This window comes from Tsukamurella pseudospumae (assembly GCF_001575205.1).
GTDB classification, from domain to species: domain Bacteria; phylum Actinomycetota; class Actinomycetes; order Mycobacteriales; family Mycobacteriaceae; genus Tsukamurella; species Tsukamurella pseudospumae.
Window position 1 is genome coordinate 64,429 of the sequence record NZ_LSRE01000044.1, and the last position, 15,054, is coordinate 79,482.

Below are 15,054 nucleotides of genomic sequence, written 5' to 3' on the forward strand. Positions count from 1 at the left end.
CGTCCGTTCAGCAGTGTTGCGTGTCAACTTACGGCACGTGCGCCCGCACGCAAGCGGGGTACGCCGAAGTCGCACCTGCGGACCTGGCGAATTCCACCACGCGGAATCCGACTGTCGAGTAGCTTTCGAATGCGGCAGGATGGGATCTGCGACACACCGCACACCCCCGGCATCATCCAGTACCGCCTTCGCGACCCGTGAGGAGCACTTGTGACCGACTCGACCGTCACCACCCCGGCAGCCACTTCCGGAGGGGGCCCCGCACCGTCGAACGACGGTCGTCCGGACCGCGTCCGCGTGATCCGCGAGGGCGTGGCCTCCTATCTACCGGACATCGACCCGGATGAGACGGGCGAGTGGATCGAGTCCTTCGACGACCTGATCGCGACGCACGGTCCGGCCCGTGCGCGCTACCTGATGCTGCGCCTGCTGGAGCGCGCGAGCGAGCAGCGGGTGTCCATCCCGTCGCTCACCTCGACCGACTACGTCAACACCATCCCCACCGACCTCGAGCCCTGGTTCCCGGGCGACGAGGAGCTCGAGCGCCGCTACCGCGCGTACATCCGCTGGAACGCGGCGATCATGGTGCACCGCGCGCAGCGTCCCGGCGTGGGCGTCGGCGGCCACATCTCCACCTACGCGGGCGCGGCCTCCCTCTACGAGGTGGGCTTCAACCACTTCTTCCGCGGCAAGGACCACCCCGGCGGCGGCGACCAGGTGTTCATCCAGGGCCACGCCTCCCCCGGCATCTACGCCCGCGCCTTCCTCGAGGGCCGCATCCCCGCGGAGCGCCTCGACGGCTTCCGCCAGGAGAAGTCGCACGAGGACAAGGGCAAGGGCCTGCCCTCCTACCCGCACCCCCGGCTGCTGTCGAACTTCTGGGAGTTCCCGACGGTGTCCATGGGCCTCGGTCCGATGAACGCCATCCAGCAGGCGCGGTTCAACCACTACCTGCACGACCGCGGCATCAAGGACACGTCCGACCAGCACGTGTGGGCGTTCCTCGGCGACGGTGAGATGGACGAGCCGGAATCGCGCGGCCAGATCCAGATCGCGGCGACCGAGGGCCTGGACAACCTGACCTTCGTGGTCAACTGCAACCTCCAGCGCCTCGACGGCCCGGTCCGCGGCAACGGCAAGATCATCCAGGAGCTCGAGTCCTTCTTCCGCGGCGCCGGTTGGAACGTGATCAAGGTGATCTGGGGCCGCGAGTGGGACGAACTGCTGCACAAGGATCGCGACGGCGCCCTCGTCAACATCATGAACAACACGCCCGACGGCGACTACCAGACCTTCAAGGCGAACGACGGCGCGTTCGTCCGCGAGCACTTCTTCGGCCGTGATCCGCGGACCAAGGAGCTGGTCCAGGACATGACCGACGAGCAGATCTGGGGCCTGCGGCGCGGCGGCCACGACTACCGCAAGCTGTACGCGGCCTACAAGTCGGCCATGGAGCACAAGGGCCAGCCCACGGTGATCCTGGCGCACACGGTCAAGGGCTTCGGTCTGGGCCACAACTTCGAGGGCCGCAACGCGACCCACCAGATGAAGAAGCTCACGCTCGACGACCTCAAGGGCTTCCGCGATCACTTGCGGATCCCGATCACCGACGAGGAGCTCGAGAAGGACCCGTACCTCCCGCCGTACTACACCCCGGGACCGGAGTCGAAGGAGATCCAGTACATGCTGGATCGCCGCAAGCAGCTCGGCGGCTTCGTGCCGTCGCGCCGTACGCAGGCCCAGGCGCTGCAGACGCCCGGCATCGACGCCGTCAAGGTGATGCTCAAGGGCTCGGGCAAGCAGCAGGTGGCCACGACGCAGGCCGTGGTGCGCATCTTCAAGGAGCTGCTGCGCGACAAGGAGGTCGGCCCGCGGATCGTGCCGATCATCCCCGACGAGGCGCGCACCTTCGGCATGGACAGCTGGTTCCCCACGCTGAAGATCTACAACCGGCTCGGCCAGACCTACACGGCCGTCGACGCGCAGCTCATGCTCGCGTACAAGGAGAACCCGCAGGGCGTCATCCTGCACGAGGGCATCAACGAGGCCGGTTCGACGGCGTCGTTCACCGCGGTGGGCACGTCGTACGCCACGCACGACGTCCCGATGATCCCGCTGTACATCTTCTACTCGATGTTCGGCTTCCAGCGGACGGGCGACGGTCTGTGGGCCGCCGCCGACCAGATGGCTCGCGGCTTCGTGCTCGGCGCGACCGCCGGCCGCACCACGCTGACCGGTGAGGGCCTGCAGCACGCCGACGGCCACAGCCACGTGCTCGCGTCGACCAACCCCGCGGTCGTCGCGTACGACCCGGCGTTCGCGTACGAGCTCGCGCACATCGTGATCGACGGCCTGCGGCGGATGTACGGGGAGAACCCGGAGAACATCTACTACTACATCACCGTCTACAACGAGCCGATCCACCAGCCGGCGGAGCCCGAGAACCTCGACGTCGAGGGACTGCTCAAGGGCATGTACCTGTTCAAGCCCGCGGAGGGCTCGCACGAGAAGAAGGCGAACATCCTCGCCTCCGGCGTCACGATGCCCGACGCGCTCAAGGCCCAGGAGATGCTGGCCGCGGACTGGGGCGTCTCGGCGTCGGTGTTCTCCGTGACCAGCTGGGTGGAGCTCTCCCGTGACGGCATCGAGTCGGAGAAGGCGGCGCTGCGCGATCCGTCCGCCGAGTTCCGCACCCCGCACGTGACGAAGGTGCTCGCGGGCACCGAGGGCCCGACGGTCGCCGCGTCCGACTTCATGCGCGGCACGCAGGACCTGATCCGGCAGTGGGTGCCAGGCACCTATGTCACGCTCGGCACCGACGGTTTCGGATTCTCGGACACGCGTCCGGCCGCCCGGCGCTACTTCAACGTCGACGCCGAGTCGATCGTCGTGGGCGTTCTGCTGGGGCTCGCACGCGACGGGGCGCTCGATTTCTCGGTCGCCGCGGAGGCCGCGAAGCGGTACCGGATCGACGACGTGCTCGCCGCCCCGAAGCAGGTTTCGGACCCCGGCGTAGCCTAGGACTCCATGACCGCCGATACGGGCTCGTTCCCCCTCCCCGGGAGGCCGGGGAAGGGGGGCTTCACCAGGAAGCGACCCGAGCCCCGTGAGGTGTTGCCCGAGGCGATCCTCGCCAGGATCCGCCAGTACTCGGGCCGCGTCGCGACGGAGGCGGTGCGCTCCATGGAGGAGCAGTTGCCCTACTTCGCGGATCTGGAGGCCAGCCAGCGGGCGTCGATCCAGCTGGTCGTCCAGACCGCGGTGGTCAACTTCGCGGAGTGGATCGACCACGGCGGCGACGTGGCCTACACCGTGGCGGCCTTCCAATCGGTGCCGCAGGACCTGGCCCGGCGGGTCACGCTCCTGCAGACCGTCGAGATGGTCCGCGTGGCCATGGAGTTCTTCGAGCGCTGGCTGCCACTGCTGGCGCGCAACGAGGAGCAGCTCATCGCGCTCACCGAGGCCGTGCTGCGGTACGGCCGGGAGATCGGGTTCGGCGCCGCGGCGATCTACGCCTCGGCCGCCGAGGCCCGGGGCGCGTGGGACTCGCGGATGGAGGCGCTGGTCGTCGACGCGGTGGTCCGGGGCGATACCGGCGCGAACCTCCTCTCCCGCGCCGCGGCGCTGAACTGGGACCCGGTCGCGTCGGCCACCGTCATCGTCGGCAATCCCCCGCCGGACCAGAACGTCTCGGTGGCCGGATCTGTGCACGACACGGCACGGTCGCACGGCCGCTCGGCCCTCGCCGTTGTGCAGGGCACCAAATTGGTGGTCATCGTCAGCGGCGCGGTCACCACCGGGGACCCGTTCGGGGAGGCGCTCATGCGTCACTTCGCCGACGGTCCCGTGGTGATCGGGCACACCACGCCCACCCTCGAGGACGCGCACGCATCGGCCCTGGAGGCCATCGCCGGCGTCAACGCGGTGGCGGGGTGGCCGGGGGCGCCGCGTCCGGTGCACAGCTGGGAGCTGCTGCCCGAACGCGCCCTGATCGGCGACACGCACGCGGGCCGCACGCTCTACGAGTTGCTCGTCAAGCCGCTCGAGGAGGCCGGTTCGGCACTGTCGGACACGCTGGACGCGTACCTGGACTCGGGCGGCGCGGTGGAGTCCTGCGCCCGCGAACTGTTCGTCCACCCCAACACCGTGCGGTACCGCCTGAAGAAGATCGCGGAGATCACCGGGCGGGATCCGCAGGACCCGCGCGACGCCTTCGTGCTCCGTGTGGCAGCGACGATCGGGCGTCTCGCAGCGGCCAATCCGGACCGCTTCACCCCCGCCGCTATGACGCGAATCACAGATCTCTCACTGAGCTAGCCGAGTCACAAATAACACTCTGGTAACAGCCAGGACTCGCTGAGCAGCACTTTTGTGGAAACCCCACAAATTACCTGGGGCAGGTTCTCAGGCTCCAACACCTTCCTTTCAGGTTCCCGGGGTGTTTCCTGGTAAGCGTGATTGCACTGCTCGCACCCGGACAGGGTTCCCAGAAGCCCGGCATGCTGACGGCATGGCTCGACCAGCCTTCTGCCGTGGAGCGCCTTCGCGCGTGGTCCGAGATCGCCGATCTCGACCTGGTCCGCCTCGGCACCATCGCCGAGGCCGACGAGATCACGGACACCGCCGTGACTCAGCCGCTCGTCGTGGCCGCCGCACTGCTCGCGTTCGAGCAGATGGGCGACCAGCCGTCGGACACCGTCGTCGCCGGCCACTCCGTCGGTGAGCTCGCGGCCGCCGCCGTCGCCGGCGTCATCACGGCCGACGAGGCCGTGCGCCTGGCCGCGATCCGCGGTCGCGCCATGGCCGCGGCCTGCGCGCTCGTCCCCACGTCGATGACCGCCGTGCTCGGCGGCGTCGAGGAGGACGTGCTCGCCACCCTCGAGTCCTTCGACCTGATCCCGGCCAACATGAACGCCTCCGGGCAGATCGTGGCCGCGGGCACCGTCGAGAACCTGGCGAAGCTGGCCGACAACGCACCCGAGAAGGCGCGCCTGCGCCCGCTCGCGGTGGCCGGCGCCTTCCACACGGAGTTCATGGCTCCCGCGCAGGAGGCCGTCGCGGCCGCCGCGCAGTCCATCACCCCGCGTGACCCGCAGCTGACCCTGCTGTCCAACCGTGACGGCAAGGCCGTGACCTCCGGCGCCGAGGCCCTCGCGGCCATCGTCGCGCAGGTCACCCGCCCGGTCCGCTGGGACCTGTGCACCGCCACCATGCGCGAGGCCGAGGTCTCGATGGTCGTGGAGCTGCCGCCGGCCGGCGCCCTCGTGGGCATCGCCAAGCGCGAGCTCAAGGGCGTGCCGCAGGTCGCCGTGAAGACCCCGGCCGATCTGGCCGAGCTGCTCGCCCCCGCGCAGTAGCCTTCTCGACCACCGACGGGGCCGCCCGGCACCGTCGAACCCGCGACGTACGTCGCACAGATACTCCCGTCTCCGTGAAATCGCGGGTCGGGTCACACAAGGAAAGGGACCCACTGTGGCCACCAGCCAGGACGAAATCGTCGCCGCCATCGCCGAGATCATCGAAGAGGTCACCGGCATCGAGCCCTCCGAGGTCACCCTGGACAAGGCGTTCATCGACGACCTGGACATCGACTCGCTGTCGATGGTCGAGATCGCCGTGCAGCTCGAGGACAAGTACGGCGTCAAGGTGCCCGACGAGGACCTCGCGGGCCTGAAGACCGTCGGCGACGCCGTGGGCTACATCCAGAAGCTCGAGGCCGAGAACGCTGATCTCGCTGCCGAGCTCAAGGGCAAGTACGAGGCCGAGAAGGGCAAGTAAACCCTGCACCTCCCGATTCGTCGGGGGTCGATTGCGGGCGCTCACCCCGGTGAGCACTGAGCATTTCTCCAGAGACCGGCCGTCGGGGCATCCCGGCGGCCGGTTTCGCATCTCCGACGGTGCCCGGGTCGCCCACGCCGGGCCGGGCCGGCGGGGCCCAGGCCGGGCAGGGGGCCCAGGCCGGGCAGGCGGGGCGCGGGCGGGTCCCGACGCGGCGGATATCTCCGACTCCCGCAGAAATCTCCGCTCGCCCCGGGAATCAACGGGGCGACCGGAGATAGCTGCGGGGAGCGGAGGTTCCTACATCGTGAGGTCGGCGCCCAGCCAGTGCTCGGGCTCGAGCACCACGGTCAGGTGCTCCCCCAACTGCCCGAAGGCGAAGTCGAGGTAACCGTCGAGCGCCGGGCCGGACAGGTAGCGGGCGGCCATCTCGCGGACCTCCTCCTCCGTCGACGTCCTCGACTCGGCGACGGGCCCCTCGACGCTGACGTACATCGTGCGGGGTTCGACGGTGTCGACCATCAGGGAGAACCGCCCCGAGGCCTCGAGCGCGCGGGCCTTGCGGGACGTGGGGCCGATCGTGATCCACGGCCGGCCGCCGGGCTCGTAGGCGTACCAGACGGGCACCGTCAGCGGGCCCCGGCCGGGCTCGGCGACGGAGAACGCGGCGACGTGCGGTTGGGCCAGGAACTGCTGCTTCTCGGACGTGGAGAGTGCCATGTCCCGATGGTGGCAGATCGGGCTGACAACTTCTCGCCGATGAGCGGCGGGTTATCCCGGTCCCGGCGGGGCGCCATCGCTTCACAGCGCCGCGCTCGCCCGCCCGGGCCGGGTTTCAGGCAGGTCTGAAGTGGACCGTCAGCTGACGGCCTGCGAGAGCCAGGTGACCTCGGCGCCCTGGCCGCCCATGCGGAAGGGCTCGAGCGCGTCGTCCCAGGCGGTGCCGAGGAGCGAGTCCATGGCGGTCTGCATGCCCTCGGGGCCCTGTTCGAGCATCATCGAGCGCAGCTGCGCCTCGCCCAGCAGGGTGTCGCCGGACGCGCTCATGGTGCCGCGCCACAGCCCCAGTCCCGGGGCGTAGCAGAACCGCTCACCGTCGACCCCCTCGGAGGGGTCCTCGGTGACCTCGAACCTGATGGAGTTCCACTCCCTCAGGGTGTTCGCCATCCGCGCGCCACTGCCGACCGGGCCTACCCAGTCGACGACGGCGCGCTGCGTGCCGGGGACGGCCTCCTGCGCGGACCACTTGAGGGTGGCCCGGGCGTCGAGGGTCCTCGACAGTGCCCACTCCACGTGCGGGCACAGTGCAGCAGGTGCGGCGTGAATCCAGACGACTCCCGTCGTCACCTCTGCAAACTGACTCAGCTGCTGCATGGTTGCCACCTTCTTCGTTTCGACGAGGACGTCTTCCCCAAGCCACCTGTCGAGAACGAGCGGAGCTACCAGCTGCTGCTTTATCACATCGATGTAGTTATGAAGCCATTGTGCACCATGATGCGCGTGTTGCGCCAGTTACACGCCTTGAAGTTCCTGAGAAATCAGCCGGTCGTTGAACTCGGACCACAGCGGCTTCGCCCACGCCCCGAACGGCCGGTCCGTCAGGATCACCGCTGCGAGCTGCAGGTCCAGGTCGAACCACAGGTACGTCCCCGCCTGTCCGAAGTGCCCGACGGTGCGCGGCGAGTTCCGTGTTCCCGTCCAGTGCGCGCGCTTGTCGCCCTTCACCTCGAAGCCGAGCCCCCAGGTGTTGTTCGCGAACTTGCCGTAGCCGGGCACGAAGCCCCGCAGGCCCGGGAAGTGGACGGACAGCGCACCGTCGACGGTGCCGGGGTCGAGCAGGACGGGCGCGGCGACCTCGGCGGCGAAGCGGGTCAGATCGGCCACCGTGGACCGCGCGCCGTGCCCCGCCGGCCCCGCGAGCTCCGTGTTCCGCATGCCGAGTGGCGCGAACACCGCCTCGCGGAGATAGTCGGGAAAGGGTATTCCGGTCTCGTGCTCGACCAACTGCGCCAGCAATTCGTAGCCGTAAGAGCTGTATATACGTTGGTTGGCCGGTGGCGCCTGGACGGCGGGAGAATCGAAGGCGACGCCCGACGCGTGCGCCAGGAGATGTTCGACGGTGCTCCCCTCCGGCCCGGCGGGTTGCCGCAGCGCGATCGCCTCCTCCTCGACCGCGACCAGGACCCCGTAGGCGACGAGAAGCTTGGTGACAGAAGCCAGTTCGTACTGTCGGTCCACATCACCGTAGCTCCCGACGGTGCGCCCGAGGTCGGTGCGCAGCAGTGCGCCCGCCGCGTTCTCGACGGGCCATTCGGACAATTCCCCGAGGCTCATTCGCTCCCTTTCACTCGTTGCTCCCACCCTATCGCGAGCCATTCGAGAACTTAGGTTCGGTCAATAGGAGAGCGAGAAACACTTGACGTCCAACTCTCTAAATTTGCTTTTGCACAATCGCGGATGTTCAAGACTACAACGGTCGTATCCTCAGCGCGGATGCGCGATTGCAGCATCTGCATTTCGTCCGAGAGGAACCTCCCACCATGAGTGCGAAGCATCGCAAGGCGTCGAAGCTGGCCGCGAAACGAACCGCCGTCGCCGCGACCGCAGTCGGCGCCACCGCGGCCGTCGGCCTGATGAGCGCGCCGGCCCAGGCTGCGACCACGCCGCCCAACTACAGCCAGGCGATCAGCGACTACTCGCACGCGTTGGACAACTTCCTCAACGCAGCCAACAACGTGAACGGCAGCGCCGGGTCGGTCTGGAATCCGGTTGCCGGACAGACCGGCGGCGTACTCCCGACGTTCGGGTCGTCGTTCAACAAGGTCGATGTCACGAAGATCTCCAATCTTCCTACTGTGCTCCGAAACCTCGCCGGGTTGAACCTCCCCACCGGAGTCCCTGGCGTCGTTCCGAACCTCGTCATCCCTGGCGGCTCCCAGATCGACCTATCGAAGGTCTTTCCCACGTCGATGCCAGGCGGAGACCTCTTAAACGGAGCGGCCGACCTGATCGACGGCGTTCTCACGATTCCGATCGTCGGCGACGCCGTAGCTGGCCTTCCGCCGCTGAGTTCGATCATCTTGGGCCTCGAAGCAACCCAAAGCAAGTACACAAGCAAGTACACGTGGCCGCTGCTGGGAATGGCCGGCCAGACCAACTTCCTGAACACGTTCGTCAAGACGCCAGACGGCCTGACCATCACGCTGCCATCCACTGTGAACATTGGAGGCCTGCCTGTACCGGTCCCCGGCGGTGGACTGCCGTTAAACATTCTCCCAAACGGGAGTCTGCCTTCCGGCACGGTTTGGATCCCGCAGGGTGATGGCACCTACACCTTCCCTCTTGGCGGGAAGGCAGGCTGGTGGGCTGCGGCCCCCACGGCGGCACTGAAGATCCCCGGATGGCTCGGCGGCTCGGAGACCGTGATCTCAGTCCCGATCGGCGCAGCTGGTGTCGAGCTTCCGCTCGGTCTAGCCAAGGCCGGAGTCCTTGGCGCGAACGTCTTGCTGCCGACGCAGAACGGCGTCTACTCGCCGGTCAGCCTCACCATGACGAACTTCAACTCGATCCTCCCGGTCGGGCTGACCAACATCAACGTCACAACCGGCAACTACATCGGCACCAACGGCATCAACGTCAACAACGGCCAGAACCTGATGCTGGTTCAAAACCCGCTCGGCATCCCGCTACCCATCCTGTACGGCCTCGGCGGCTTCAACTTCGGCGTCGAAGGGGCGGGCCTTACGTCACCGTCGCTCTTCGGGATCAAGCTGTTCTCGGACGACCTGCTCCAGGTCGGCACGAAGACCGGCCCCAATACCAGCGCCGGGCTCATCCCGCCCGGGATCCTGCCTACCGATCCGCTGAGCCAGATCACGACCGGCGTACTGTCGCCGCTGGGCGCCGATTCGATCACGCATCTGATCGGCCTCGACACGGTGATCAAGCCCGTGATGACCGCGTTCGGACCTGTGTACCAGGTGTTCTCCAGCGTCGCTCTGAAGCCCATCTCCGATCTCGCGACGCAGCAGTACGGTCCGTTCGTCAACGGCTCCGCGTCGCAGCTCCTGGACCTCTCGAAGACGCTGTCGCAGCAGACCGCGAACCTCCCCGGTGCCCCGAACACCGTGCCCGCTACGGACTCGAGCACACAGAACAAGGGCATCGCACCGCAGGCTCTCGCTGCGCCGGAGCAGAACCCGGCGAGCAACCTCACACCGATCAACCAGCCCAACCTCGCACGACATTCATTGGATAACGGCGGAACTCCGGTCTCCGCGTTCCTCACCGGCAATGGGAGCAACCCCTCAAACACCGACCCCAGCAATGAGCCGGCACCGGTGCCCCCGGCAACCGGGGGCGAAACCACCGGGAGTGGAACGACCGGCGGATCGAACCTTCCGTCGCACGGTTTGGGTGACCTCCTCGGAGGCATCACCGGCGGGAGCACCGGCGGGAGTGCTGGCGGGAGTGCTGGCGGCGGTACGAACAACACTGGTGGCACGAACGTCGGCGGTACGGACAACACCGGTGGCACGAACGGTGGTGGCACAGTCGGCGGTGGCACTGTTGGTGGCGGAACGGTCGGTGGAGGAGCGGGCGACCTGACGAACACGTCGACGGCCAATGAGCCCAGCACTGTCAGCAGCTCCGACAGCTCCAGCAACACCGGTAGCGACGCCGGCACCGGCAGCGGCTCGGGGAGCAACGCCGCGTAACCCCCTCCCCCACAACCGAACACGACCCACGGCCCGGCAGCTCGACCGCCGGGCCGTCGGCGTCGTTACCGGACGGGGAGCCCCGTCGGGAATCCGTCGATGCTGTGGACGTTGCGCTCGCGCTGGTACCGCTCCAGCCCCTCGTCGCCCTTGTTCTCGGCCCACGAGTCCATGAGGGTGCGCTGGCCGTCGTATTCGTAGAGGGGCACGCCGAAGCCGCAGGAGGTCTGCACGAGATCGACCTCCACGTCGAAGATGTTGCGGGCGCCCCGCATCGGCGGGAAGGAGGCGAGGAGCTCGGGCCAGCCCGGGTCACCGTCGTGCACCGCCCGTGCCGTTCCGTACAGGCGCAAGATGAGGGGCTTGCCCTCGAAGGCGCAGAACATCAACGTGATCCGCGGGTTCCGCAGCAGGTGGGCGGCCGTCTCGTTGCCGCTGCCGGTGCCGTTGAGCCAGACCACGCGGTTGGGGCCGACGATCCGCAGTGAGTCGAGGCCCTTCGGGGAGACGTTGACCCGGCCGTCGGGCGCGGCGGTCGCGACGAAGAACATGTGCTGCTCTTCGATGAACGCCTGCAATCGCTCACTGATGTGGTCGTACTGGGTCGCCATCGGTCCAGTATCGCGTCGCCGGCGCCCAGCGCCCAGCGGATTTCGAGCCGGAGCCCGAACCGGACTCCCACTCGCGGCTCCGGCCTACTTCGTCGCATTCGGGTGGCTGGTGTGGACCTGCTCCAGATACACCGTGCGCCCGTCGACGTAAAACCAGATTCGAGCATCGCCCTGCTTCGTGGGCTTGTGCTGCCATCTCTCGTGGGCCCGTCCATCCCGAGTGACCGTGCCGAGCGCGCCCTTCAGCGGATAGTTGGTCGGCACGTTCGCCAGGGGCGTTCGGGTCAGGAAGTCCCAGGTATCGGCCAGCGGACTCCGTATCGTCGCAGCGAGATCCTGCCAACCCTTTCGAGCGTGGGAGGTGGCGAAACGGATCTCGTACTCAGTCCTCTTCGCCGGCCGGGGCACCAGCTCGCCTTTGCCGGCCACTACGGGCGCTCCACAAGTGTGTCGTCCGCGTCATCGAGCCATTCGTGGTCGGATTGCCCCAGACCGGCAGCGATAGCAGTCGCGGTCTCCTTCCAGGAGGTCAACTCGGAGAGCACCCGATGAGGTTGCTCGGTGGAGAACGACGCGCGCGCAGCGTCGACCAGGTCCTGCGCACACCTGCTGCGGTCCGCGGCGGACAGGGCGAGCATCCACGGGAACGCCTTCGCCATCCGATCCGCGAGGGGCCCATCACCGTCCACTGCGACACCGATGAGCTGCGCAGCGAACTCGAGCATGCGTTCGCGCCCGTCCGCCTCTCGCTGAGACATGAGCACGAGATCCTCCCCGTCACGGCGTGTCACCGTCACCGGATGCCCCTCCGCCTCGGCGAACACCTTGGCCGGGTTCTTACTCAGCTCCGATGATCGTCGGGTAGCTCGCTCGCTCATACCTCCACGATATTCGGAACGTGTTCGGAAGTCCACCCGGATTCATGGGGGCTCAGTATCGCGTCGCCGGCGCCCAGCGCCCAGCGGATTTCCTACCAGTCGGCGGGTGAATCGCCGACGACCAGCGTCGCACCCGTGCCGAACAACGCGGTGGCGCTGAGCCCGAACATCGCGAGGAACGCGTCGCTGAAGTGCGACGGAGACGCGAATCCCGCGTCCGCCGCGGCGCGGGTGAGGTCGGCACCGGCGGCGATCGACTCGGCGGCACGCAGCATCCGCATCCACAGCCGGTACCGCCGGAAGCTGGTCCCCGTCTCCCTGCTGAACAGGCGGAGCACGTACGGCGTCGAGAGGCCCTCCGCCTGCGCGAGGGAGATCGCCGTGCAGCCGACCGGGTCGGCCCGCACGCGCTCGATCGTGCGCCGGATCCGCGGCTCTGGAGCCGTTCCCTCGCCGAAGGCCGCAGCGCGCAGATCCTTGCCCGACGGTGCGCCTCCCCCACACAGGCGCAGCAACTCCGCCTCGTGGCGATGGCCGGTCGCGAACACGCCGGGGCGAGTCATCAACACGGTCAGATCGCGCGCCCGAGCGGCGGTGGCGTCGTTGTAGCAGAACAGGATCCGCGTCCCGGGCTCGGCGAGCACGCGGTGCACGGTGCGCGGCGGCACCAGGACGCTGCGTCCCGTCACTGTGTGTGCTCCGACCTCGATCCGGACCGGACCGTCCGCCCCGACCACGAGGCAGTGCACCGAGGTCGAATGCGCCGCGAGCCCGAGCGACGGCCCCAGGTACAGCGCCGTCGCGGGCGAGACCCACAGCACGCCCGGGACTGCGCACGTTTCCGGAAGCGCGGCGGCGGTCATTCTCCGATGCTAGAAGCACCGCACACCGACCACCGGAGGAATCCCACCGTGAACACGCACCGACTGCAGCGCACACTCCTCGCCGGCGTGGGGCTCGCGCACCTGCTCCCCAGCGTCGCCGTGCTCTCCCGTGAGCGCGTCGAGAGCACCTACGGGGTCGCGGTGCCCGACGCCGGCACCGAGCTCCTGCTGCGCCACCGCGCCACCTTCTTCGGGCTGCTCGGGGCGGCACTCCTGGCCGGAGCCGCGGACACCCGCTACCGCCGACCGGCCCTCGCCGCGGGGACCGTGTCCGTGGGCTCGTTCCTCGCGCTGGCCGGATCCATCGGTGCGCCCAGCCCGGAACTGCGGCGCGTCCAACGGATCGACGTGGTCCTCCTCACCGCGCTCGGCGTCGTCGCGGCCTGCGAGGTGGCGCCTCGCGCGAACTGAGCCGCGGGAGCCTCTCGGGATCGTGTCGAAGACGGCCGGACAGCTCCGATGTCACACTGAAGGGCCGAGAACCGGCCCTCACGACGGAAGGCGCAACGGTGAAGTACGTGATCCTCATCCACTCGAATCCCCAGCCCTGGGGCCATCCCACGGGCGACTACCTGGCCGAGCACAAGGCGCTTCCGGCCGAGCAGCGCGAGAAGATGAACGCCGACTTCGAGGATCTGCTCGGACAGATGCAGGAGCGGGGCGAGCTGCTCGGCGGTGAGGCCCTCGGCGACCCGGCGTCGTCGACGTTGTACCGCTGGGAGGCGGGCGCGCCGACCTCGAGCGACGGTCCCTATGCCGAGAGCAAGGAGCACCTCGCGGGGTTCTTCCTGATCGACGTCGCCGGACCCGAGCGCGCTCATGAGGTCGCGACCCGGTTCGCCGGCCCCGGCGAGACGGTCGAGTTGCGACCCCTCATGTGGCCCGGAGGCGACGACGACGCATGACTCCCGCAGTGGGCGAGGACATGTTGCGCCGCGAGACGCCGCACGTCCTCGCCGCGCTCGTCCGCCGGTACGGCGACTTCGCCGCCTGCGAGGACGCGGTCCAGGAGGCTCTGGTCGACGCCTCGCGCCAATGGCCGGCCGACGGGGTGCCGGCGAAGCCGCGCGGATGGCTGGTGCGCGTGGCGTCGCGCCGGTACCTCGACGGCCACCGTCAGGACATCGCGCGGCTGCGGAGGGAACACCGAGTGGCGTTGCTCGACGGTGTCGACCGGGTCACCGATCCGGCTGCGCCACTGGAGGATCACGATGCGTCGTTGGAGGTCCTGACCTATTGCTGTCATCCCGCGCTCACCATCGAATCCCAGGTCACGCTCGCGCTGCGAACAGTGTTGGGGCTCAGCACGAAACAGATCGCTGCCGTCTACCTCATCCCATCGGCCACCGTCGGTCAGCGCATCAGCAGGGCGAAGGCGACGATCGACCTGCAGCACCGGCGGTTCCCACCACCCGCCACGCGGCAGGAACGCCTCCCGGCGGTGATGCACGCCCTGTACCTCATGTACACCGCGGGCCACAGCCGCTCCGTCGGTGGGCATCTGCTCGACGTCGATGTCACGACCGAGGCGATCCGCCTGGCGCGACTGCTGCACAACGAACTCCCCGAGGAGACCGAGACCGCCGGACTGCTGGCTCTGATGCTGCTCAGCGAGGCCCGTCGGCCGGCGCGCACCACGCCCGACGGTGACCTCGTCCCACTCCGGGACCAGGATCGGGGCCGCTGGGATCGCACCGGGGTCGCCGAGGGCGTCGTCCTCATCGAGGCGGCGCTTCCCACGGGGCCGGTCGGCCCCTATCAGTTGCAGGCCGCGATCTCCGCGGTGCACGCCGAGGCCCCGACGTGGGAGCGGACGGACTGGCCGCAGATCGCCGCGCTCTACGCGATGCTCGCCCGGAGCGCCCCCTCCCCCGCCGTGATGTTGAACTACGCGGTGGCGATCAACGAGGTACACGGACCGGCGCGGGCTCTACGCATGCTGGAGCCCCTCCTGAACGATCCTCGCTTGCGGGGCAGCCACCGTCTGTACGCGGTGCGTGCGCCGATCCTCGAGGCCTTCGGCCGCCGCGACGAAGCCCTCGCCGACTACCGAACCGCCGCCAGACTGTGCACCAACATCCCCGAACAGCGCTTCCTCAACGCCCGGATCGAGGCTCTCGGGATCGAGCCCGACGGTGCCGGCCCCGCCTGATCCGCGCCCGGGCCGGGCTCATACCCCCAATGA

General features: G+C 68.5%; 15 protein-coding genes. 8 read left to right on the forward strand and 7 right to left on the reverse strand.

Annotated features, from left to right (window positions below; all coding sequences use genetic code 11):
• The first annotated feature begins 210 nt into the window (after nucleotides 1-210).
• The 4 genes from aceE (at nucleotide 211) to acpM (ending at nucleotide 5,778) form a co-directional block, all read left to right on the forward strand.
• Nucleotides 211-3,021 carry a pyruvate dehydrogenase (acetyl-transferring), homodimeric type gene (gene aceE, locus AXK61_RS17960; protein ID WP_068746543.1) on the forward strand — a complete coding sequence of 937 codons (2,811 nt, stop codon included), beginning with the start codon at nucleotides 211-213 and terminating at the stop codon, nucleotides 3,019-3,021.
• Between the two features lie 6 nt (nucleotides 3,022-3,027).
• Nucleotides 3,028-4,317: a PucR family transcriptional regulator gene (locus tag AXK61_RS17965; protein ID WP_156485739.1), complete on the forward strand. Its 1,290-nt coding sequence runs from the start codon at nucleotides 3,028-3,030 to the stop codon at nucleotides 4,315-4,317.
• Between the two features lie 137 nt (nucleotides 4,318-4,454).
• The gene (locus AXK61_RS17970) at nucleotides 4,455-5,357 is read left to right on the forward strand and encodes an ACP S-malonyltransferase (protein ID WP_082789423.1); all 903 of its coding nucleotides are present in this window, start codon (nucleotides 4,455-4,457) and stop codon (nucleotides 5,355-5,357) included.
• Between the two features lie 115 nt (nucleotides 5,358-5,472).
• Nucleotides 5,473-5,778, forward strand: coding sequence for a meromycolate extension acyl carrier protein AcpM (acpM, locus tag AXK61_RS17975; RefSeq protein ID WP_068746545.1), 306 nt, complete (start codon nucleotides 5,473-5,475; stop codon nucleotides 5,776-5,778).
• Between the two features lie 300 nt (nucleotides 5,779-6,078).
• Here the strand turns inward: acpM and AXK61_RS17980 are convergent, their stop codons facing one another.
• The 3 genes from AXK61_RS17980 to AXK61_RS17990 all read right to left on the reverse strand — a co-directional run bounded on the left by AXK61_RS17980 (nucleotide 6,079) and on the right by AXK61_RS17990 (nucleotide 8,112).
• Entirely contained in the window at nucleotides 6,079-6,498 is a 420-nt protein-coding gene (locus tag AXK61_RS17980; RefSeq protein WP_068746546.1) for a pyridoxamine 5'-phosphate oxidase family protein, read from the reverse strand.
• A gap of 138 nt (nucleotides 6,499-6,636) precedes the next feature.
• Nucleotides 6,637-7,152, reverse strand: a complete 516-nt coding sequence (locus tag AXK61_RS17985) for a DUF3145 domain-containing protein (RefSeq protein WP_068569906.1) — start codon at nucleotides 7,150-7,152, stop codon at nucleotides 6,637-6,639.
• A gap of 138 nt (nucleotides 7,153-7,290) precedes the next feature.
• A complete protein-coding gene (locus tag AXK61_RS17990; protein ID WP_068746547.1) occupies nucleotides 7,291-8,112 on the reverse strand; it encodes a serine hydrolase domain-containing protein in 822 nt (273 codons plus the stop codon).
• A 206-nt stretch (nucleotides 8,113-8,318) separates the two neighbouring features.
• On the opposite strand from AXK61_RS17990, the gene AXK61_RS17995 reads away from it, so the two are divergent.
• Nucleotides 8,319-10,496: a hypothetical protein gene (locus AXK61_RS17995; protein WP_068746548.1), complete on the forward strand. Its 2,178-nt coding sequence runs from the start codon at nucleotides 8,319-8,321 to the stop codon at nucleotides 10,494-10,496.
• A 65-nt stretch (nucleotides 10,497-10,561) separates the two neighbouring features.
• On the opposite strand, the gene AXK61_RS18000 is transcribed toward AXK61_RS17995, so the two are convergent.
• The 4 genes from AXK61_RS18000 to AXK61_RS18015 all read right to left on the reverse strand — a co-directional run bounded on the left by AXK61_RS18000 (nucleotide 10,562) and on the right by AXK61_RS18015 (nucleotide 12,848).
• Nucleotides 10,562-11,107: a pyridoxamine 5'-phosphate oxidase family protein gene (locus tag AXK61_RS18000; protein ID WP_068746549.1), complete on the reverse strand. Its 546-nt coding sequence runs from the start codon at nucleotides 11,105-11,107 to the stop codon at nucleotides 10,562-10,564.
• An 84-nt stretch (nucleotides 11,108-11,191) separates the two neighbouring features.
• Nucleotides 11,192-11,536, reverse strand: coding sequence for a hypothetical protein (locus AXK61_RS18005; protein WP_068569293.1), 345 nt, complete (start codon nucleotides 11,534-11,536; stop codon nucleotides 11,192-11,194).
• On the reverse strand, nucleotides 11,536-11,985 hold the full coding sequence (locus AXK61_RS18010; RefSeq protein WP_068569294.1) for a type II toxin-antitoxin system Phd/YefM family antitoxin: 450 nt from the start codon (nucleotides 11,983-11,985) through the stop codon (nucleotides 11,536-11,538). Before AXK61_RS18010 ends, AXK61_RS18005 begins: the two co-directional genes overlap by 1 nt.
• A gap of 92 nt (nucleotides 11,986-12,077) precedes the next feature.
• Complete coding sequence (locus AXK61_RS18015; protein ID WP_068746550.1) at nucleotides 12,078-12,848, reverse strand: AraC family transcriptional regulator; 771 nt, start codon at nucleotides 12,846-12,848, stop codon at nucleotides 12,078-12,080.
• A gap of 48 nt (nucleotides 12,849-12,896) precedes the next feature.
• Between AXK61_RS18015 and AXK61_RS18020 the strand changes: the two genes are divergently transcribed.
• The 3 genes from AXK61_RS18020 (at nucleotide 12,897) to AXK61_RS18030 (ending at nucleotide 15,021) form a co-directional block, all read left to right on the forward strand.
• Nucleotides 12,897-13,280 carry a hypothetical protein gene (locus AXK61_RS18020; protein WP_068569296.1) on the forward strand — a complete coding sequence of 128 codons (384 nt, stop codon included), beginning with the start codon at nucleotides 12,897-12,899 and terminating at the stop codon, nucleotides 13,278-13,280.
• A 98-nt stretch (nucleotides 13,281-13,378) separates the two neighbouring features.
• On the forward strand, nucleotides 13,379-13,774 hold the full coding sequence (locus AXK61_RS18025; RefSeq protein ID WP_068569297.1) for a YciI family protein: 396 nt from the start codon (nucleotides 13,379-13,381) through the stop codon (nucleotides 13,772-13,774).
• Nucleotides 13,771-15,021, forward strand: coding sequence for an RNA polymerase sigma factor (locus AXK61_RS18030; protein WP_068746552.1), 1,251 nt, complete (start codon nucleotides 13,771-13,773; stop codon nucleotides 15,019-15,021). The genes AXK61_RS18025 and AXK61_RS18030 overlap by 4 nt, the downstream gene beginning before the upstream one ends.
• The last annotated feature ends 33 nt before the right edge of the window (nucleotides 15,022-15,054 follow it).